Genomic DNA, 20239 nt, shown 5'->3' on the forward strand with positions numbered 1-20239 from the left:
AAATAGGGTGGTTTGATGGTTTTTTGCACGCAATTGTTATGGTGATGTGACTCGCAATTGAATTTGTGTTGGTAATTAAATGTTAGTGCTTACTTACTTTTTGTTCTTTTAATTATATAGCCTTGTTCTGTTTTAATGTAATTGTAGATCTTGGTCACTTGCTCGTTTTACGTTAAATTTCCCTAGAAAATTAAATCTGCCGTTCTGTTGTGACTCGCTTCTCAAACTGCAACAAAGAGTCAGCTAATGGTTAAGAATGGTGAAGAAAAGGGCAAGTAACCGTGAATTTTAACAGTGCTGTTTGTGCTCAAGTAACGTGATATTTCGCTTGTTTAATGATGTGAAAAAAGTGGTTTTAAGGAGGCGTTATTGTGCCTTTTACTGGAATGCCATGCACAAAAAAGCCCACACGAGGTGGGCTTCATTATTTGAAGTATCGTGATGTTAGTTCAGGATTAGCTGGTCAGTAATTTCTGTAGCTTGTCTCTGAGCATCTCAATGTGTGTTCTTTCTGGTGTCTGCTCTTTGCAGTGTTCGAGTATGAATTCGATAGAGCTCAATACCGTTCGCCAGCGAGGTGTTTTCGGCAGCGTTTCTACGCGTAGGTATTTGTCCAACGTTCGCGTTTGAAGCGTGCTGCGGTCTAAATAGACGCGCCATAAGCCACTCTTCTCTGCGAAAGCAAACTTAGTTTCACCGGTAACAGACTCCCAGTAGATGATGGCGTTAGTCATGGCATCCACTAGGACTTCACGCATCAACACCTGTTTGTTTTTCCCTTCGCCGGTTGCCTTATCTGCAAGGCGCGTAAACTCACCACCAAGCTCTTTGAGTTGTTGCAACTTATCTTTGTCACCTTCAAAGGCATAGCTTGAAAGAGCTTCAACCGCAGTCTCAAGGTTATTGATACGGTTTGAGTTAACGCCACCACCAACATTGAAGATATACATTGTGTCGAGCCCAGAACCTTCTGGCAGCTTGAGGATGTCACTTGGTATGCGCTGACGGGTATCGTCGATATAGATGTCGATATCACCACAATAGTGCGCCTGTTCCACCTTAAGGTACTTAGGTGCGATGATCTCGTCGGCCATGGAGCGCTTAAGTTGTTCTTGCCCACGCCTAAACAGTTTCGCTGCCGCTTCATTGGCAAAGCGAATACGCTGGTCATCACGAATACAGATGATGGCTTCTGGAGCCGACTCTAACTGTTCTAGCAAACGTCCTTGAGTTTCTAGCAGGTTAGCTTCAACCATGGCTCTGTGTTTGAGCTCAAGTTGTAATTGGTCATTCTCAAGGCGTCTCTGCTCTGCTTTACTTGCTGATAAGTGAGCCGTGATTCGTGCAGCCAGTTCCTGTTTGTTGAATGGCTTCGATAAGTAATCATTAGCACCCGCTTCGAAACCACGAACACGGTCTTCTGCTTGGTTGAGTGCCGTTAGCATGATGATTGGCAATTGTGCATGGTCATATTGCTTACGCAGCGATTCACACACTTGATAGCCACTCATGCCCGGCATCATGATGTCGAGTAGAAGTAGTTCTGGCTTCTCTTTCTCAATCAATTCAATGGTTTCAGGGCCATCACAGGCTGTGCGTACTCGGTAGCCTTCTAATTTCAAGAAGCTGTCCAATACTCGCAGGTTCACGGGTTCGTCATCAGCGATAACTAATAGTGGACCGTCAGGGTTCTCACTGATAACACTGTTCTCTTGCTGCGCGTTATCAATTAAATCAGGCGCTTGGAAGTGCGAGTAGCTGCCTGATTCGTTGTAGTTTTTAAGTTCTTCTTCTGTAGCCAAAGGCAGAGTAAAGCTGAATGTGGTACCAAGCATCGGTTGGCTACTTACATACAGCGATCCACCCATTAGCTCGATTAGCTGGCGACTGATTGATAATCCAAGCCCTGCACCTTGGCGATAGTTACTCGCATCTTGTCCTGCTTGAATTAACGGCTCAAAGATGTGCTCAAGGTACTCTGCTGGTATGCCTTGGCCAGTATCGACCACTTGCACACGAATGTTATCGTCGATAACGCTCGCTGAGATAACAATCTTACCTTCGGATGTGTACTTGATGGCATTACCGACCAAGTTATACATCACTTGCTCAAGTCGTTGAGGATCGGATGAGACGAGCCCTAGATCGCTTGGGACTTGGTTAATAATACGGATGGGCTTGTTGCCCAACAGGTGATGAGACAACTCAAGCACCAAGCTGGTGGCTGCGGACAGGTCAACCGCGGATTTCTTAATATCTAGGCTGCCATAACGCATCTTGTGGTAATCAAGTAGGTCATCAACCAGCGTAGCCAACCTTTGACCACTATTGATGATGATATCTAACTGGTACTTCTGGTTAGCCGGAATAGGACCATTCGCGCCAGATATAAGTGCTTCAGCAATACCAACCATGCCATGCAGTGGTGTTCTTAATTCGTGAGAGGTAGTCGCTAAGAATTCATCTTTCAGTTTATTGGCAAGCTGTAATTCTTCATTTTGCTTTTGAATGGTCTTGAGGTTGTCTTCAAGCTCATCATTTTGGCTCTTGATGAGTTGCATCTTTTCACGAATAGAGCGCTGCATTCGTTCAAAGCTGACTGCCAAGCGACCGATTTCATCTTTACGTTCGGTGTTGATCATCGTCTCATCAAGATCACCAGCGGATACTTTTTCGGCTGCCCATGTCAATTTAAGCAGCGGTGAGGTGATGAAGTTAGAAAGGTAATGCGATGCGACAACAACCAGAATGATCGCCGTTAGCATCACGATCACGAAGATCTTTTCTAGTTGATGAATACGGGCAAATGCCTCTTTTTCCGGAAGTTCGACAACGAGAGCCCAAGTTGCGTACTTAAGTTCAATTGGTGTATAGGCCGCGATGATCGCCTGATCGAGAGTGTTATCAAATGTGCCTACGGCTGTTTCGCCCGCAAGTGCTTTATCAACCACGTCTAGGCTTAAGTTAATCGATTCTTGAGAGTGCGCAAGACTACGAGGTAAGTGGTCACTACCTACAAGAAGCGTTTGAATGTTAGAGCTCTTGTTGAGATCGGCAATCAGTTTGGTGATGCCATTGATCGGCAGTCTGAACATCGCATAACTGTGTAGGTAACCCTGCTGTACGATAGGCGCACCTAGCCATGCGGTTTGTTTACCGTTCTCGTCTTTAAAGTCCGATACAATAACTGGTGTGTAATCTTCGTTGGATTTACGGCGATCGGTGACATCTTTAGCGAGTCGTTGAAAGGTAACACCTAGATTTGAGTCTTTGTATTTACCAGTCAGCAAGTTAGTGCCGTAATCGTCATTTTTAAAGACGGAGTAAGCGACGTTACCATTGATATCAACCAATAGAATATCGTCAAAATCGGAGCGTTTAAGCAGCTCTAGGTAAGCGTTATGGTAGCGCTTGTGCAGTAGGCGATAACGTTCACTACCAATATAGCTGCTCGATTCTGGAAGAATCGATGTTTTGATCTGATCGCCCGATCCTTGAATGTAACGCTGCTGTGCATTACTGCGTGCTTCATCAATATCGAGACCAAGTCGTTGGAAGGCATTGATCAAACCATAGAATCGGCCGCCACTGGCATTGGCTAATTCTGAGCGAACAAAGCCCATCACTTGGGATTCTTGAGCTTGCAGGTAATCGACAATTTGCTGTTGCTTAGTATCGCGGACCGAAACAAGGTGTGAGGTGCTTTGTTCCTGAAGGTCCTGACTGTGCGATTGAAGGAAAAATATCGCGATAAGTGTCACTGGGGTAATACTGAGGACAAGAAATGCCAGCATTAGGGTATTTTGAAGGCGCTTAAACTTCTGCTTACGATAAAATCTAAACATAAATTGGGTACTACTTTCCTTTGATGTACTGCTAAAAGGGGCGAAAACAAGTACAGAGAATAGAATTAATGGTTTCCAATTTAACGAAATTAACGAGTTTTTTTACTTTGACAAGTAAGTGGTATTTAAAGCGTGTGCAAAAGCTCACTTTTATAGACTTTTGATAAAAATATGAACAGACAGCGCAGATAATGACCCTGCGCTGTGCTAGAGAGGCTACTTACTTGCGTGGTAGATCGCGAACTTAGTGGTCTTATTTAGAGTCGCGCATTTTCCAAATGCTTGCTCAATAATGGGGATGTATTTTAAGAAACTGTTCGCGACAATAATCATCTCACCAGAGCGCTTCAAATGTTTAGGTGCCTGAGCGAGTAAGGTTTCAGTCGCGCTGTAGCTGGTGTCTAAACCTGAGTGAAATGGTGGGTTACTGATGATGAACTGGTAGTCTTGTGCTGTATCAGAATAGACATCTGACGCGAAGACTTTACCTGTTAAACCATTTGCTTCCAGTGTCGCTTGGCTTGATGCTACGGCAAATGCACTGATATCGCACATTTCTAGCTCGATATCAGGGTTACGAGATGCCATTACAGCGCCTAACACGCCTGCACCACAACCGAAGTCCAGTACTTTGCCTTTCAGTTTTGGCAAAGTATCAAGCAGTAGTTGACTACCCACATCGAATTCACCGTGGCTGAATACGCCAGGAAGGCTTTTCACGGTCAGTGATTGCTCACCAATGTTAACCGTGTAGGTTTTAAACCAGTCTTGTAAGTTGAAAACTTGTGGCTGTTCGAAGCATTGGCCCCAGTAGAAAGAACAGCGACGCGCTGAATCGTATTTTACGACCTTGCCGTAAGGCGCAAACATCTTCTCAATACTTTTTACGCCAGAGCGGTTTTCACCGACAACGACAATCTCAGTATCTTTGCCTAGCTTAGCGAACAGCATCGCCAACAAATACTCAGCTTCTGCCTTGGCTTTCGGCCAGTAGAGCATCACTAAGTCAGCTTTGGTCTCTTCGTTAAACTCAGCACCGTAAAAACGTTGGATGCTGCTATAACCTTCAAGCTGACGGTAGTAGCTGTAGTTTGAAGTAAATACAGTGACTGATTCACAGTGTTTTACTAATTCAACAGGGAATAAGTCTTCAGCCTCACCGGCAACTAAAACATGTTTGCCTTCGAAGTAGGCAAGTTGGCGCTCAGCAATCTGGCTTGGGGCAATATAAGCTGACATAGGACACTCTATTGAATCGTTAGCAAAAAATAAGGGCGGATTTTCGCATAATCCGCCCAAAGCTTGAAGTGTTTAATACTCGTTCGGCAGTAAGTGATTGAAGAGCGGTTTAACTCTTGTCTTGCTGATTTAAAAAGTCCTTAAACTCTTCATCGTAAATATTGAATAGGACGATAGTAATAGCAAAAATCAGTGGGCCGTAGATAAGACCAATCAAGCCAAATAGTTGAATACCGCCTAGCAATGAGAAGAAAATCATTAAGGTGTTCATGCCCGCGCTGCCTTGCATTAGCAGCGGACGCAGAAGGTTGTCAATTGAGCCAACAATTGCGACACAGTAAACCGTTAGGAAAATTGCCCATGTAGTATCACCCGTTAGGAACAAGTAGGTCGCTGCAGGGATCCAGATTAGTGCAGTACCGACCACAGGGATGAACGAGGCGAAGCCCATCATTGTGCCCCAGAATAGCCCTGGGAAACCTGCAATCCACATACCTAAGCCGCCGGCAAAACCTTGTGCAATCGCCGTTAAGAATGAGCCCATAACTGCTGATTTAGAAACTTGCTCAATCTCAGTGAGGAGCTTGTCTTCTTGGCTGCGAGATAGCGGAAGAATATGACGTACTACACTGATGATTTTGTCGTGATCTCTCAACAAGAAGAACAGAACAAACAACATCAAGAAGAAATCCATCAAGAAGTTGGTCGCATCACCAAGGATTTTTGCGCTGACTCCAACAAGTTTAGAACCGAAGCTTGTCGCGAATTCGCCGACCTTCTGCGCGATAGCTTGAGGTTCAATATTGTCAAAAGGTAGATAGTTGTTCACGAACGACAGGGCTTTCACAACTAAAGGGTGTTCGAACAGTGTTTGAATGCCGCCGTGTGTTACCCATTGGTAGGTGTTCTGAGAGAACAAAGAACCTTGCTGGACAATAGCTGCAAACACCGCCAACAAAGGGATAACAATAATAAAGGTTAAGATGACACAAGAAAGCAGGGAGACCACGTTCTCTTTATTCGGTATCTTCTTTTCAAGCCACTCATGGATCGGGAACATTAAAAGTGAAATGATAAAGGCCATCACAATCGAGTTAACGTATGGTTCGATAAGCAGGTAACAAGCATAAGCCGCCGCAAGCAGGGCAATGATGATCACCCAGTGGCTAGAATTGATTTTGATTTTTTCTGACACGGTAATGGTCTCTATATTTGCGTTCTGAGTTTATAATGGCTGCAAAACAGAGAGTTAGCAATGAGGAGTTTTGATTATGGGATGTTGTGATAAAGATAAGAAATGCCAAGACGAACAACAGCAAACAAAAAAAGAGATCCCTTGGTTCAGAATGTTCCTTGGTACGCTGATGTTGTTGGTTTTCCTTTTCTGGGAACGTTAGACGCTTTTCGTTAAATTTTCTAACCAATTGACGGGTAATCTAAGCGGAAATACTCGAGTTTAATTTAGTCGATGCATTAAAAAGGGCTGCGTTAATGCAGCCCTAAATTCAATCGGTTAGCGACGTAGAAAGTGCTTTCGATTATTTGCTTTCAGCAGCAATGATAGCAAGAGAACGGTCAGCAGCTTCTAGTGTCGCATCAAGCTCTTTTGAACCATGAGCAAGAGAAGTAAAGCTTGCTTCAAATGCTGAAGGGGCAAGGTAAACACCGTGATCCAGCATTAGGTGGAAGAAGCGCTTGAAGCGTTCTACATCACACTTAGTTACATCTTCGTAGCACGTTACAGTTTCTTGGTCTGTGAAGAAGAAACCAAACATACCGCCAACTTGGTGTACTAGCATCGGGATGCCGTGCTTGTCAGCAAGCTGCTTGAAGCCATTCGCTAGCTGCTTAGTTTTTGAAGCTAGACGCTTTTCGTTGCCTTCTTCACGTAGAAGGTTCAAACATGCGTAGCCAGCAGCCATTGCAACAGGGTTACCTGAAAGCGTACCTGCTTGGTAAACTGGGCCTGTTGGTGCGATGTATTGCATCACTTCTTTACGACCACCAAAAGCACCCACAGGCATGCCGCCGCCGATAACTTTACCAAGACACGTTAGGTCTGGCTTGATGTTGTAGTAAGCCTGCGCACAGCCTTCTGCAACGCGGAAACCTGTCATGACTTCATCAAAGATTAGCAATGCACCTTCTTGGTCACAGATTTCACGTAGACCTTCGTGGAAGCCTTCTACTGGTGGGATACAGTTCATGTTGCCCGCAACTGGTTCAACGATGATGCACGAGATCTCGCCTTTGTTCGCTGCGAATAGCTCACGTACTGAATCTAGGTTGTTGAAGGTTGCAGTCAGCGTGTGTTTAGCAAAATCAGCTGGTACGCCAGGAGAGCTAGGTTGACCTAGAGTCAAAGCACCAGAACCTGCTTTTACAAGTAGGCTGTCTGCGTGGCCGTGGTAGCAGCCTTCAAACTTAAGAATTTTGTCACGACCAGTGAAGCCACGAGCAAGACGAATCGCACTCATTGTTGCTTCAGTGCCTGAGCTAACCATACGTAGCTGTTCCATTGATGGAACCATCTCAGATACCAGCTCAGCCATTTTGATTTCAGTTTCGGTTGGAGCACCGAAGCTAAGGCCGCGTTGAGCTGCTTCAATAACGGCATCACGGATAACAACGTGGTTGTGACCAAGGATCATTGGACCCCAAGAGCCAACGTAATCGATATATGCTTTACCATCAGCATCAAAAATAAGTGGGCCATCAGCGCGTTCAACGAAGATTGGAGAACCACCTACGCCATTGAATGCACGAACTGGAGAGTTTACGCCACCAGGAATAGTTTGCTGTGCTTTTTCGTACAGCTCTGCTGATTTGGTCATTGATATATCCTCTTTTGACTGTCGGACCAATTGGCACGCATTGTACCTATCCCTAATCCAACTAGGAATGCTTTCGCCCAGATAATCACCCGAATCTGGTTGTTTTGTGTGGTTACACGTTTTAATTGCCAGATATTGACGAGTTTACAGCAGTAAAAGGAAGGATCCGATGGTGAATACTTGAACGTTTCAGTCAGGTATTAGATAATCACCCGAATATAAGAAAATACTCAACAACACTGGTCTCGAATTAGATTTGTATCATGTTGTTTTTGACACAGGTAAGAGAGGTTGTCGTGAGCGAAGTAAATATCCCATTGTCTTTTTCTGATGCAGCAGCTACCCGCGTACAAACGCTAATCGCTGAAGAAGAAAACCCAGAACTAAAACTACGTGTATACATTACAGGTGGTGGTTGTAGTGGTTTCCAATACGGCTTCACATTTGATGAAAAAGTAAATGATGGCGACACTACGATTGTAAACAGCGGTGTAACGCTGGTTGTTGACCCAATGAGCCTACAATACCTAATGGGCGGCATGGTTGATTACACAGAAGGCCTAGAAGGCGCACGCTTCTTTGTGAACAACCCGAACGCTACAACAACATGTGGTTGTGGCGCATCATTCAGCGTATAGCTTGAAAGATAGCTAGAGTTAAAAGACAGCTTTAGCTGAAAGCTACACAGAAGGTTGTAAATGCCGAACTTATGTTCGGCGTTTTTGTTTTTATATCTCCCAAATTTCTCTTCATAACAAAACTCGGTTCTGATCAAGGCTCTTGTTTTTCACGCAGCCTCAAAATTGCTAAGACATATTAAGCCATTGCTTTTAAAACCATTCCAACCCTCTATTTTGTCATTTTTAGTACACGGCATATTTTTTAAACTGTCGATAGCGTCCAACTTCGTTTGGTTTTGGTCTGTTAAGGTTACCTATGTGTATCAGGAAGTTGCACATGACAGTGTTAAGCCATTTAGCGCGTCTTAATCACATCGGACAAAAGGATTTGCTATGCCCACTCTATTTTCTAACTCACCACTTTTTCAGAAACTGAAACAGCCGTGGCTGGTGTCTCTGATTTTAGTGATGTTCTTGTCTATCTGGCTTGGTCTAGGAGTGGGGCAAGCAGAAGAATCACCAGAGAAAAAAGCGACAGAAATCCCGTTGGCCAAGGTCTCCTTTCAAACATTCACCTCATCACCCACCTTTAAAACCATTGACTTATACGGTCGTACGGCCCCCGACAGGCATGCTCGATTAGGGGCGGAAGTGGCGGGTAAGATTGTTCGCTTGAACGTTGTGAAGGGCGATGTGGTTAAAGCTGGGCAGGCCATTGCTCAAATAGATAAAGGTGATTTGGAAATACAGTTAGAGCGAGCATCGGCTTTATATCGTTTAAAGCAGAAAGAGTTCAAAGCGGCGCAGTCACTGAAGAAAAGAGGTCTGCAAGGTGAGATAGCTTATACCACCGCTGAGGCTTCGTTAACTGAAGCGAAAGCCATGATGCGCAATGCAGAATTGGCTTTAAAGAATACTGTTATTACCTCGCCTTTTTCGGGTGTAGTTCAAGATTTGATGGTCGAGTTGGGTGATTTTGTTGGTGTAGGCGACCCAGTCGCAGGTGTAATTGACCTAGATCCTCTGGTGATTGAAGCCGATGTCAGTGAGCGCCATATCCAACATCTGTTAGTCAATCAATCTGCTTTGGTCCGTTTGCTAGGAAGAGAAGAGGCGGAAGGGCGCTTGCGTTATGTGTCTCGAATTTCTTCGGCCTCAACCAATACTTTTCCAATCGAGATTGAAATCGATAATTCTGAAGGCCTATTACCCGCCGGTGTCAGCGCTGAAGTGAAACTCAACCTAGAAACAAGAGACGCAATCAAGGTGACACCTGCGATGTTGGCTTTGGATGAGGCTGGCAATCTTGGGGTCAAAACGTTGGTTTCAGTCGATGACTCACCCATCGTGAAGTTTGTTGGGATTCAGCTAGTGAAGGCAGAACAAGATGGTGTGTGGCTCACGGGTTTAGGTCAACGGGTCGATATCATCACCGTAGGGCAAGGGTTTGTGCGTGATGGTGATTCGGTGATTGCGGTCGAGCAAGGTGCTGAACTCTCAAACGTAACAACTGAGTAGGAGATAACTGATGTATTCAATTATTGATGCAGCTTTGTCTCGTGCTCGAACAATGCTCTCCCTTTTGGCGCTTATTCTGGTTGCAGGTGTTATTACCTATATCACGATACCCAAGGAGTCGAGCCCTGACATCACTATTCCGATTATCTACGTTTCAGTCGGGCACCAAGGGATCTCGCCAACTGATGCTGAACGTTTATTGGTTAGGCCTATAGAGCAAGAGCTGAGGTCGATTGAGGGCGTAAAAGAGATGACAGCCACTGCAGCGGAAGGTCATGCCTCTGTGGTTTTGGAGTTTAACGTTGGAGTCGATCTTACCAAAGCGATGGCGGATGTGCGTGATGCCGTTGATCTTGCCAAACCAAAGCTACCAGAAGACAGTGATGAACCAACCGTAAATGAAGTCACACTCGCTTCTGAGCAGCCAGTACTTTCTGTTGTGCTATTCGGTACTGTTCCTGAACGTACTATCGTACAAATTGCCCGAGAAGTGGGGGATAAACTCGAAAGCTATCGCCAGATATTAGAGGTCGATATTGCAGGTGATAGGGAAGATATCGTTGAAATCATCGTTGACCCTCTTTTAATGGAAAGTTACAGCCTAGATCAAGCGGATATCTACAACTTGATCGCTTTGAACAACCGAGTGGTTGCCGCGGGTTTTGTTGATACTGGCTATGGTCGTTTCTCGGTCAAGGTTCCTTCGGTGTTTAATTCCTTAAAGGATGTGCTTGAGCTACCTATTAAAGTGGATGGCAAACAGGTGGTCACTTTTGGCGATGTCGCTACAGTTCGCCGAGCGTTTAGAGACCCAGAGAGCTTTGCGCGTTTAGATGGTAAATCTGCGGTGGTGTTGGACATCAAGAAGCGCGCAGGTGAGAACATCATCGAAACCGTTGAGCTAGTCAAAGCCGTAATGGCTGGCGCTCAACAGCAAGCTGAATGGCCAAATAACCTGTTGGTTAAATACACCTGGGACGAATCTAAAGATGTGAAGATCATGCTTAATGATCTGCAAAACAATATCTTATCCGCCATTATTCTAGTCGTGATTGTGATTATCGCGATTCTTGGTGTGCGTACTGCGTTATTGGTGGGCATCTCAATTCCTGGATCATTCCTCACGGGTTTATTGGTTCTTTCTGTATTCGGGTTAACCGTTAATATCGTGGTGCTGTTTTCACTGATTATGGCGGTGGGGATGCTCGTCGATGGTGCGATTGTGGTGACCGAGTTTGCCGACCGGAGAATGCAAGAAGGGGAAGGGCGTAAAGCGGCCTATCGAGATGCAGCCAAACGAATGGCATGGCCAATAACGGCATCAACGGCTACAACCTTGGCGGCGTTTGCTCCACTTCTTTTTTGGCCGGATGTGACGGGCGAATTCATGAAGTTTCTGCCGCTCACTCTGATCGCTACCTTAACTGCTTCATTGATTATGGCGTTGTTATTTGTGCCTGTATTAGGCGGTTTGATCGGCAAACCGCAATACGTTTCGTCTCAGAGCCAAGCTCGAATGGTAGCTTTGCATAATGGTGATTTCTCACAGGCGACAGGCTTAACCAAGGCGTATTACCACACATTATCGATTGCGATTAAGCACCCATTTAAGATTCTGTTCAGTGCGATACTGCTCGCGGTTGCAGTTGGTTTCACGTATTCAAAAGCGGGGCTCGGTGCCGAGTTTTTCCCTGAAGTTGATCCGCCATTCTTTAACGTCAAAGTTCGCTCTCACGGTGATCTTTCTATTCAAGAAAAAGATGACATCATGCGTGATATTGAACAGATGATGTTGAATCATGATGAATTCGATACGGTTTATACGCGTACCGGTGGTGACGACCAGATTGGTTTGATCTCGATTACACCAGTCGATTGGCAATACCGCCGCAGTGTTAAGGCGATCATTGATGAGTTAAAGGTGCAAACCGATCAATACGCTGGTGTTGAGATTGAATACAAATTCCCAGATGCAGGGCCTCCAGTTGAAAATGACTTGGTGATTGAGCTGTCGGCTAAAACACCGGAGCAACTTAATCAGGCTGCAAAAATTGTGAGAAACTGGGCGGATGGTAATCAAGCACTGACTAATATCAGCGACACTGCGAGTAAAGATGGTATCGATTGGAAGGTGGATATCCGCCGAGACGATGCCGCCCGTTTTGCAGCAGACGCGACCTTGGTTGGCAACACCGTTCAGTTTGTCACTAACGGGCTAAAGATTGGTGATTACTTACCTGATGACTCATCAGAAGAGGTCGATATTTTGGTGCGTTACCCTAATGACAAGAGGGATATTGGACGCTTTGATCAGTTGAGAGTGAAAACGCCAGCAGGTTTAGTGCCTATCACCAACTTTGCCCAGATTGTTCCCGACCATAAACAGGACACGATTAAGCGCCTCGATGGAAAGCGTGTGGTGAACATCATGGCGGATATGGAAGAGGGCTATAATCTTGCGCTCGAACTGCCAAAGATCGAGCAAGCGTTAAGTGAATTGGGGCTGCCGAGTAGTGTTGAGTTTCGTATCCGTGGTCAAAACGAAGAACAAGAGAATTCGTCAGCCTTCTTACAAAGTGCTTTCTTGGCGGCTTTAGCGGTAATGGCTTTGATTCTGATTACTCAGTTCAACAGTTTCTATCAAGCGTTCTTAATTCTAAGTGCGGTGCTGTTCTCAACGGTTGGTGTGTTTGTTGGTTTGCTTATTTTCCAACGCCCGTTTGGCATCGTGATGTCTGGTATTGGAGTGATCGCACTTGCAGGGATAGTGGTGAACAACAACATCGTACTGATTGATACCTATAACCAGCTAATCAAAAGAGGCTTGGACAAGCGAGATGCGATTCTGAGAACCGGTGTTCAGCGTTTAAGGCCAGTAATGCTCACGACGGTCACAACCATTTTAGGTTTGATGCCGATGGTGTTAGAGATGAACATCGACCTGATTAATCAAAAGATAGAGTTTGGCGCGCCAAGTACACAATGGTGGTCACAGCTAGCGACTGCTATTGCAGGTGGACTGGCGTTTGCGACGGTATTGACCTTGGTACTGACACCATGCTTGTTAATGTTAGGTCGAGAAAAGAAACCTGAAAAATAACAGAACATTTGGATTTAACGAAAATAAAAAGAGCGCCTTGGTGGGCGCTCTTTTTTGTCTTAATAGTGATTAGGCTTTCAATCTAATTCGTCGCCAGCAACTGACCGTATCGCTCAAGGTTCTTCAATCGAATCTCTGAATTCGCAATGAAAGTAGCTTTTGCTTTACCGGTTAGCGACTTAGATTGAGGTAACTTCACGGTACGCGCATTCTTATGTACGCCATTAACTAAGAATTCATAGTGTAAGTGCGGACCAGTCACACGACCTGTACCACCCAAGGTACCAATGGTTTGGCCTTGTTTGACTCGTTGACCTGTTTTCACCATGCGTCGCTTCATGTGCAGGTATTTAGTGATATAGGTGTTGCTGTGGCGGATGAACACGTAATTACCATTAAATTGGTTGTAACCCGACTTCTGAACGATACCATCACCTGCTGCCCAGATAGGAGTGCCAACAGGAGCCGCGTAGTCAGTACCACGGTGGGCACGAACCTTGCCGGTGACTGGGTGTTTTCTGCGAGGGTTAAAGTTCGATGTCACGCGACGGAAATCGATCGGAGAGCGCAGGAAGGCCTTCTTCATTGCTCGACCATTTTCATCGAAGTAATTGCCGCTCTTGTCATCCAATACCGCGGTAAATGAATCACCTTGGTTTTTGAACACTGCCGCCATGATCTTGCCGCGACCAATCACTTCACCTTCAACTACCTTCTCTTGATACAAGATCTTGAAACTGTCGTTCTTACGAATATCCAACGCAAAGTCAATGTCCCAACCGAAGATCCCCGCCAATTCCATAATCTGGTTTGCAGTTAGGCCTGCACTGACACCAGCATTCCAGAAGTTAGACGTGATGTTGGCTTCAGCATAATTGTATTGGTAGGCAACCTCTTTCTTGTCGAAGCTAGAAGAAAATGAATCGCCAGATTTAGTGATCTTGAAGCTTTCAAATGCACTAAGTTGGCGTTTTAACTGAATAAGGTCGTTGTTTTCATCAAAGCCGAATTGCAATACATCGCCAGGTCTTAGGTTAGACAGCTGTTTCTTAATATCATTATTGGTATTGAGTAGCGTGATTAACAGGCGGTATGAGAGGCCAATACGTTCGAATAAAACAGAGGTGCTTTCGCCAGAACGAACGGTGTATTTTTCCCAATTGAGTACTGCCGTTGGTGGTGCGTCACTTGAGTTAACCAGCGCAGATGCATCGATAGTCAATGGATAATGTTTTCCCACGACCAAAGCACCCGAATCGTCACGTAAACTGTTGACGTCGGGGAGTAAGAAAATCGCGACGAAAATTACGGCACTAAAAAATGCGATAAAAGCCCGGTGCAAAATAGGAAGGCGTGCAAAAATAGACAACATGTTCCGGTTCGTTCTGTAAATATTATGAAAATCGACGACGGAATAGTGTAACTGGTTTCAAAATACATCGCTATTCAAGTAAGATGTCTAATTAATGTATTTTTGCCAAATCTGTGGGAGTGAACAAGAATGGCGAGTATTGAAGCTGCACTAGCCGAGATCAAACGTGGCGTAGAAGAACTGATTCCAGAAGACGAACTGATTGCTAAATTAAAAGAAGGTCGTCCTTTACGCATTAAGCTGGGTGCCGATCCAACAGCTCCAGATATCCACCTAGGCCATACGGTTATCTTTAACAAGCTTCGTGCTTTCCAAGAGCTTGGTCATGAAGTGACATTCCTTATCGGTGATTTCACTGCAATGGTTGGTGATCCATCAGGTAAAAACTCAACGCGTCCACCACTAAGCCGTGAAGACGTATTGAAGAATGCTGAAACTTACAAAGAGCAAGTATTCAAGATTCTAGACCCTGCGAAAACGCAAATTCGTTTCAACTCTGAGTGGCTATCTGAGCTTGGTGCTGAAGGCATGATTCGTCTTGCTTCTAACCAAACTGTTGCTCGTATGCTTGAGCGTGATGACTTCAAAAAACGTTACGCTGGTGGTCAACCGATCGCAATCCACGAATTCATGTACCCACTTCTACAAGGTCACGACTCTGTTGCACTAGAGAGCGACGTTGAGCTTGGCGGTACTGACCAGAAGTTTAACCTTCTAATGGGTCGTGAACTGCAAAAAGCAGCAGGTCAAAAACCACAAGCGGTACTGATGATGCCACTACTTGTTGGTCTAGACGGCGTTAAGAAGATGTCTAAGTCTGCGCACAACTACATCGGTATCAGCGAAGCACCAAGCGAGATGTTTGGTAAGATCATGTCTATCTCTGACGATCTAATGTGGAGCTACTACGAGCTACTGTCTTTCCGTCCACTTGAAGAAGTTGCGGAACTGAAAGCTGGCGTTGATGCAGGTAAAAACCCGCGTGACGTGAAAGTACTTCTAGCGAAAGAGATCATTGCTCGTTTCCACTCTGAAGCGGATGCTGATGCAGCTGAACAAGAGTTCGTTAACCGTTTTGCTAAGAACCAAGTGCCAGATGATATGCCTGAATTCGAATTCGAAGCTGGCCTACCAATTGCTAACGTTCTAAAAGAAGCGGGTCTAGTAAACTCGACTTCTGATGCGATGCGTATGATCAAGCAAGGCGCAGCTAAGCTTGAAGGCGAGAAGATTGAAGACAGCAAATTCGTACCTGAAGCTGGTACTGCGGTTTACCAAGTTGGTAAGCGCAAGTTTGCTCGTATTACTATCAAGTAATAACGCTCATCAATAATTGAACCAAAGGCATCTACGGATGCCTTTTTTATTGACCTCTATTTATTGACAGGAATTTGACGAAGTTTTTGAACGGCTATTGCTACACTATGCGCGCTGTCAAATTGACAGTAATTCTGGAGATTTTTATGAACAATACCGACCATCCTCCTAGTTTGAATGGAGAAGAGTAACCTGTCTCGGTATTGATCTATTGTCCTGCCGTTCAGGTAGGGTATCTTTGTTTTTCCCCCTCATTCTTTTCCACACTCTAGATTCTAACAAGTAGACACACCAGTAGTTTTCAGCTTTTGGTGCGCCTAGTTATACGTTCTTGGTGCGCTTGGCTACATCCTCTTGGTGTAAACGTTATATGCCCTTGGTGTATTCGCTATTGGCTATTTGTTTTGATGGTCGTTACCTTTGCCAATCGGGAGATTCGCCATGACGGTAATGAACAACACTTTTTTATCTATTGAAGCTCTGTACTCAGAGCAAGACATCCAAGCTGTATCGAATGCATTTCAACAATACGGACGTGAGCAACAAGTTAACCTTTTGAACCGCATGCCACTTGAAGATGCGGTGATAGTACTTGGGCAATGTTCTCTTAGTACGATTCAGACTTTACTTAGTGAGCTAGAAGAGCAGGGCTTTGAGAAGCGCTCTCGACATCTAGCTCACCAACTAGGGCTGATCTACTCAGAGGTTGAACCTCAACAGGGCTATCTCTCTACAGGGGTGATGAGCCACGTTAGGCAGCGCATCGGTTGGATTATTGCCTTAGCATTACTAGGTATCGTTTCTGGGCTTATCATCGCTCAGTATGACGACATCCTTAGCCAGTTAGTACTTCTAGCTATTTATATGCCGGTAATCGCCGCTGCGGGTGGTAACACAGGAACACAAGCTGCGACTCTAGTGATTAGAGCCTTAGCCACCGGCGAGTTGAAGAAGCGCCAATGGGCTAACGTTTTATGGAAAGAGTTTAGAGTTGCTATTTGCTTAGCTCTGGCAATTGCAGTGGTAATGATTGGTCGTATTTTGCTGTTTAGCGAAAACCAATCAACAGGCGGTTATGACATCAACATGCTTGCACTAGCGATTGCCGTAGCCCTATTTATTCAGGTGACGATATCTACAGTGCTCGGTGGTGGGTTACCGATCGTTGCTAGGCTATTCAAGCTAGATCCGGCTGTGTTAGTGAGCCCAGTACTTGCATCGATAGTCGATATATCAGGAATGTGGATCTATTTCACGGTCGTGAATTCATTCCTCGGTATCGCTTAGTTCCTATAAAAATAGGTACCTATAAAAATAACTAAAAACACCTTAGAAACAAAAATGGCGCTGAAGATTCAAGATCTTCAGCGCCATTTTATTGTTTAATTGACCGCTTACAAGAAGCTAGCCGCTACTGAGTTTTGCCCTGTGTTTGGCTAAACTCGACCACATCTTTGTAGAAAGCGCGTTCGAACTGAGTGATCGGTGCTTCCACTGGTTTGTCTGGGTCTTGTTCTTCAGGGAAGTAATCACGGACAAACTGTACAAACAGAGAGTTTGGTTTTCCTGATTTATCTAAACCAAACCCCGCCATGTTGTAACTGCCGTATAGAGAACCACTTTTTGCGATAATGTTGCCTTGAATCGGTGCTTTTCTCATGCTTTGACGGTATTTGAGCGTTCCATTTGTGCCAGATGTAGGCATAGCCTCAATCAGGTTGAGCTGTTTGTTGTTCTCCCAGATGTAACGCAGAACTTGCACCATGGTCTGCGACTTCATTCGGTTATTTCTAGATAACCCTGAACCATCGACTAACTGCGCTTTGCTGAGATCGATGTTGGCCTTAGTCAGTAAGATCTGCTTTATCGCTTCAGTACCGTTATTGAAGCTACCCGGTTGAACATAAAACGTCGCACCCAGAGTTTTGGTTAGGTTGTCTGCGATAAGGTTATCCGATTTCTTGAGCATGATATCAAGCAGTTCAGGAAGCTTTTCTGAGTTGTGACTAGCGACCAGTGTGGTTTTGTCTGCTCTCGCTTTTTTACCAATAATCACATCACCTTTTACTTCTATTTTCAGTTCTTTGAGAAGCGATGTAACGACTTGATAAGTGTAAAGCTCTGGATTTTGAATCGCGAACTTGAGTGGCAGTGGTTTCTTGCGCTCAACCAAGCAACCAGAGAGCTTGTAAGCGTTGTCAGGGGTAGTAATGAGCTCTAAGTCGCATTGTGTAGCCTTTTGCCCTGAGTGCGTTACGGTGGCAGCGGTGGTTGTCACGTCTATTGGATAATGCGCAGGGATATATACGCGCGTTGTCCCGTTATCTTTTGTATAAATAGAGGCTTGTGCACAGTTGCTGTCTAATGTCATCGCGCTGGAAGGCGCGCTGTAACAAACACCTAAAATATCCCAAGGCCAACCAACGGCACGTTGATAGCCGGTATAAGCCGAGTTATCCAGGTATAAGTTGCCTTCGATGGTTCTAGATTGAGACTTAGCGTATTGAGCTAAAAGGCTTTTTAGATTTTCTCGTTGTAGTGTTGGGTCACCGCTGAATGAGATCACAACATCCCTATTAGAACGGGCAATACTGGTTGTGTAGTGAAAGTCATCTCCTAACTCCAATTTAGCCGCTAAAGCTGTAACCAGTTTTAAAGTGCTGGCTGGTGGATAAAAGCCATCACTGTTGGTATTTATTTTATTTGAACTGCCACTTAATGACTCTAAGATTAGACTTGTGCTACTGCCATCGGGCAGCTTATCTAAAGGGGCGTATGCGAAAGCGTTAATCGAGAAAACGCTAATGGAAAAACTACATAGAAGTAGAGTAGGTAGAAGGCGCATAGAAGATTTTCTTGGATGGCTGATTTTTTCAGTATACAGATATAAAAAATGCCCGCTAGATAGCGGGCATTTTGATTCTCAATTAACTAATTAATCAATTAGATAATCAGAATTAGAAGTCGTAACGTAGACCTAGAGCGATTTCGTCTTCAGCGTCAGCAGAGCTTGCTGTGCCGTTAAATAGTTTGTTAGTAGTACCGATCGTGTCACCTTCAGAGATTAGGTTGAAGTTGTACGATACGTAACCACGGAAGTTAGGCTTGAAGTAGTACGTTGCGTCGATTGCGATGTTGTCTGCAGACGTTTCGCTATCAGTTTCAGCGTTGTTGTACGTAGTTGAGAATACAGTTTGGCCTAGAGTGTATGCCGCTGCTAATTCGTAACCAGTGTAGTCTACAGAGTCGTTAGAGTTAAGACCTGTAGTTTGCTTTTCACCATCTGTGAATACACCTGCGAAGTACAGATCAGAGATAGCGTAAGAAGCTGAAAGCATGTACTCGTTAGATTGGTCTTGGTCTGCGTAACCAGCACCTAGCTTAACGCCAGTTTCGCCGATTGCGTAGATAGCAGATAGAGAGTAGCCGTCTTTTCCGTTGTCAGTGAACTCACCGTTAGTTTCTGAACGGTCAGCAAAACGGTAGCTTGCTTTTAGGCCTAGGTCTTGGAATTGACCTTTGTAAGAAAGCATGTTGTCTGAACGATCAGCTACAGCGATCTTGTCTGCAGCAGAGTTACCGTGGTAAGCCATGATATCTGTGAAGTCAGTGATTACACCTAGAGCACCTTCGTTTTTACCGTAAGTTACTTCACCGAATGTACCGCCTAGACCAGCGTATGTGTAACGGTTAGTGATGCTGTCGCTGTTGCTGTCAGTAGCGCCACCGTTTTCAGCAGTTGTGAATTCGCCTTCGTAGAAACCAACACCGTATAGGCCGTCTTGGATTTCAACTTTACCTAGGAAGTTAAGACGGATACGTGTTTTGTCTTCAGCTTTTCCATCTTGCATAGATAGACGAGCTTCAGCACGGCCGCCCATTTCAACAGAGTTACCGTCTTGGTTGTATAGTTCTGCCGCGTTAGCGCCAGTAGCAAGAGCTGCAGCAGATACAGCAAGCGCGATCATAGTCTTGTTCATGTTATTAATTCCTAATTACTGTCCATAAAGGTATTTATCAAGGATTTGAATCCTTTTTGTGTATTGCTCGTATTAATCAAGCTTCATAATCATGCTTAGAACAAAAGCGTGAAACTTGCCAGAGCAATTCATGGGGTACTTTTTACCTCTAAAGTTCCATTACCAGTTAGTAAAATGATATCAATAAAAATACTGAACACTGTTTTATTATATTTTCTGTTATTTAAGTGTTTGTTTTTAATTTGTTTTTATAAAAGTGTGATCTGTGTTTATTTGGTTTGTTTTTGTTTTTTTTAGGTATTTTATCGCTGACTTATTGATGGGTAGGTTATTATTCATTTTTGTGATGTCTGTAATTTAGACCTAGATAAAGCTTTTATAACGCAAAGTGGAATAAAGGTGATTTAGCTATCA

At 44.6% G+C, this 20239-nt stretch carries 13 protein-coding genes; 6 read left to right on the top strand and 7 right to left on the bottom strand.

Going from position 1 to position 20239, the window contains the following annotated elements; translation table 11 throughout:
• Nucleotides 1-455: 455 nt before the first annotated feature.
• From L1D22_RS02715 to L1D22_RS02725, 3 genes are all read right to left on the bottom strand, one after another.
• Nucleotides 456-3845 carry a response regulator gene (locus tag L1D22_RS02715; RefSeq protein ID WP_239828625.1) on the bottom strand — a complete coding sequence of 1130 codons (3390 nt, stop codon included), beginning with the start codon at nt 3843-3845 and terminating at the stop codon, nt 456-458.
• A gap of 216 nt (nt 3846-4061) precedes the next feature.
• The gene (gene rsmC, locus L1D22_RS02720; RefSeq protein WP_239828626.1) at nt 4062-5084 is read right to left on the bottom strand and encodes a 16S rRNA (guanine(1207)-N(2))-methyltransferase RsmC; all 1023 of its coding nucleotides are present in this window, start codon (nt 5082-5084) and stop codon (nt 4062-4064) included.
• Between the two features lie 109 nt (nt 5085-5193).
• Nucleotides 5194-6279 (bottom strand): AI-2E family transporter, encoded by a 1086-nt coding sequence (locus L1D22_RS02725; RefSeq protein WP_239828627.1) that lies wholly within the window; start codon nt 6277-6279, stop codon nt 5194-5196.
• A gap of 76 nt (nt 6280-6355) precedes the next feature.
• On the opposite strand from L1D22_RS02725, the gene L1D22_RS22285 reads away from it, so the two are divergent.
• On the top strand, nt 6356-6481 hold the full coding sequence (locus L1D22_RS22285; RefSeq protein WP_048658168.1) for a hypothetical protein: 126 nt from the start codon (nt 6356-6358) through the stop codon (nt 6479-6481).
• Between the two features lie 141 nt (nt 6482-6622).
• Here the strand turns inward: L1D22_RS22285 and hemL are convergent, their stop codons facing one another.
• Complete coding sequence (gene hemL / locus L1D22_RS02730) at nt 6623-7918, bottom strand: glutamate-1-semialdehyde 2,1-aminomutase (RefSeq protein ID WP_048605689.1); 1296 nt, start codon at nt 7916-7918, stop codon at nt 6623-6625.
• Nucleotides 7919-8214: 296 nt separating this feature from the next.
• Here hemL and erpA point away from each other — a divergent pair, with 296 nt between their 5' ends.
• The 3 genes from erpA (at nt 8215) to L1D22_RS02745 (ending at nt 13156) form a co-directional block, all read left to right on the top strand.
• A complete protein-coding gene (erpA, locus tag L1D22_RS02735; RefSeq protein WP_004734539.1) occupies nt 8215-8556 on the top strand; it encodes an iron-sulfur cluster insertion protein ErpA in 342 nt (113 codons plus the stop codon).
• Between the two features lie 375 nt (nt 8557-8931).
• Nucleotides 8932-10056, top strand: a complete 1125-nt coding sequence (locus tag L1D22_RS02740) for an efflux RND transporter periplasmic adaptor subunit (protein WP_239828628.1) — start codon at nt 8932-8934, stop codon at nt 10054-10056.
• A gap of 10 nt (nt 10057-10066) precedes the next feature.
• On the top strand, nt 10067-13156 hold the full coding sequence (locus L1D22_RS02745) for an efflux RND transporter permease subunit (protein WP_239828629.1): 3090 nt from the start codon (nt 10067-10069) through the stop codon (nt 13154-13156).
• Between the two features lie 82 nt (nt 13157-13238).
• Here L1D22_RS02745 and L1D22_RS02750 read toward each other — a convergent pair whose 3' ends face one another.
• A complete protein-coding gene (locus tag L1D22_RS02750; protein WP_239828630.1) occupies nt 13239-14528 on the bottom strand; it encodes a peptidoglycan DD-metalloendopeptidase family protein in 1290 nt (429 codons plus the stop codon).
• 129 nt (nt 14529-14657) lie between these two features.
• Between L1D22_RS02750 and tyrS the strand changes: the two genes are divergently transcribed.
• On the top strand, nt 14658-15845 hold the full coding sequence (gene tyrS / locus L1D22_RS02755; RefSeq protein ID WP_017633272.1) for a tyrosine--tRNA ligase: 1188 nt from the start codon (nt 14658-14660) through the stop codon (nt 15843-15845).
• Nucleotides 15846-16286: 441 nt separating this feature from the next.
• Nucleotides 16287-17132 carry a magnesium transporter gene (locus L1D22_RS02760; protein ID WP_239828631.1) on the top strand — a complete coding sequence of 282 codons (846 nt, stop codon included), beginning with the start codon at nt 16287-16289 and terminating at the stop codon, nt 17130-17132.
• A gap of 124 nt (nt 17133-17256) precedes the next feature.
• Here L1D22_RS02760 and dacB read toward each other — a convergent pair whose 3' ends face one another.
• Nucleotides 17257-18690, bottom strand: a complete 1434-nt coding sequence (gene dacB, locus L1D22_RS02765; protein WP_239828632.1) for a serine-type D-Ala-D-Ala carboxypeptidase — start codon at nt 18688-18690, stop codon at nt 17257-17259.
• A gap of 112 nt (nt 18691-18802) precedes the next feature.
• Nucleotides 18803-19825, bottom strand: a complete 1023-nt coding sequence (locus tag L1D22_RS02770) for a porin (protein ID WP_239828633.1) — start codon at nt 19823-19825, stop codon at nt 18803-18805.
• Between the last annotated feature and the right edge of the window lie 414 nt (nt 19826-20239).

It is taken from the genome of Vibrio sp. Isolate34, from assembly GCF_022397915.1.
Classification (GTDB): domain Bacteria; phylum Pseudomonadota; class Gammaproteobacteria; order Enterobacterales; family Vibrionaceae; genus Vibrio.

Bases quoted from the DNA above. Each gene is read 5' to 3' on its own strand.
- L1D22_RS02715 (WP_239828625.1), bottom strand. From the start codon at position 3,845: ATGTTTAGATTTTATCGTAAGCAGAAGTTTAAGCGCCTTCAAAATACC.
- rsmC (WP_239828626.1), bottom strand. From the start codon at position 5,084: ATGTCAGCTTATATTGCCCCAAGCCAGATTGCTGAGCGCCAACTTGCC.
- L1D22_RS22285 (WP_048658168.1), top strand. From the start codon at position 6,356: ATGGGATGTTGTGATAAAGATAAGAAATGCCAAGACGAACAACAGCAA.
- hemL (WP_048605689.1), bottom strand. From the start codon at position 7,918: ATGACCAAATCAGCAGAGCTGTACGAAAAAGCACAGCAAACTATTCCT.
- L1D22_RS02740 (WP_239828628.1), top strand. From the start codon at position 8,932: ATGCCCACTCTATTTTCTAACTCACCACTTTTTCAGAAACTGAAACAG.
- L1D22_RS02745 (WP_239828629.1), top strand. From the start codon at position 10,067: ATGTATTCAATTATTGATGCAGCTTTGTCTCGTGCTCGAACAATGCTC.
- L1D22_RS02750 (WP_239828630.1), bottom strand. From the start codon at position 14,528: ATGTTGTCTATTTTTGCACGCCTTCCTATTTTGCACCGGGCTTTTATC.
- tyrS (WP_017633272.1), top strand. From the start codon at position 14,658: ATGGCGAGTATTGAAGCTGCACTAGCCGAGATCAAACGTGGCGTAGAA.
- L1D22_RS02760 (WP_239828631.1), top strand. From the start codon at position 16,287: ATGACGGTAATGAACAACACTTTTTTATCTATTGAAGCTCTGTACTCA.
- dacB (WP_239828632.1), bottom strand. From the start codon at position 18,690: ATGCGCCTTCTACCTACTCTACTTCTATGTAGTTTTTCCATTAGCGTT.
- L1D22_RS02770 (WP_239828633.1), bottom strand. From the start codon at position 19,825: ATGAACAAGACTATGATCGCGCTTGCTGTATCTGCTGCAGCTCTTGCT.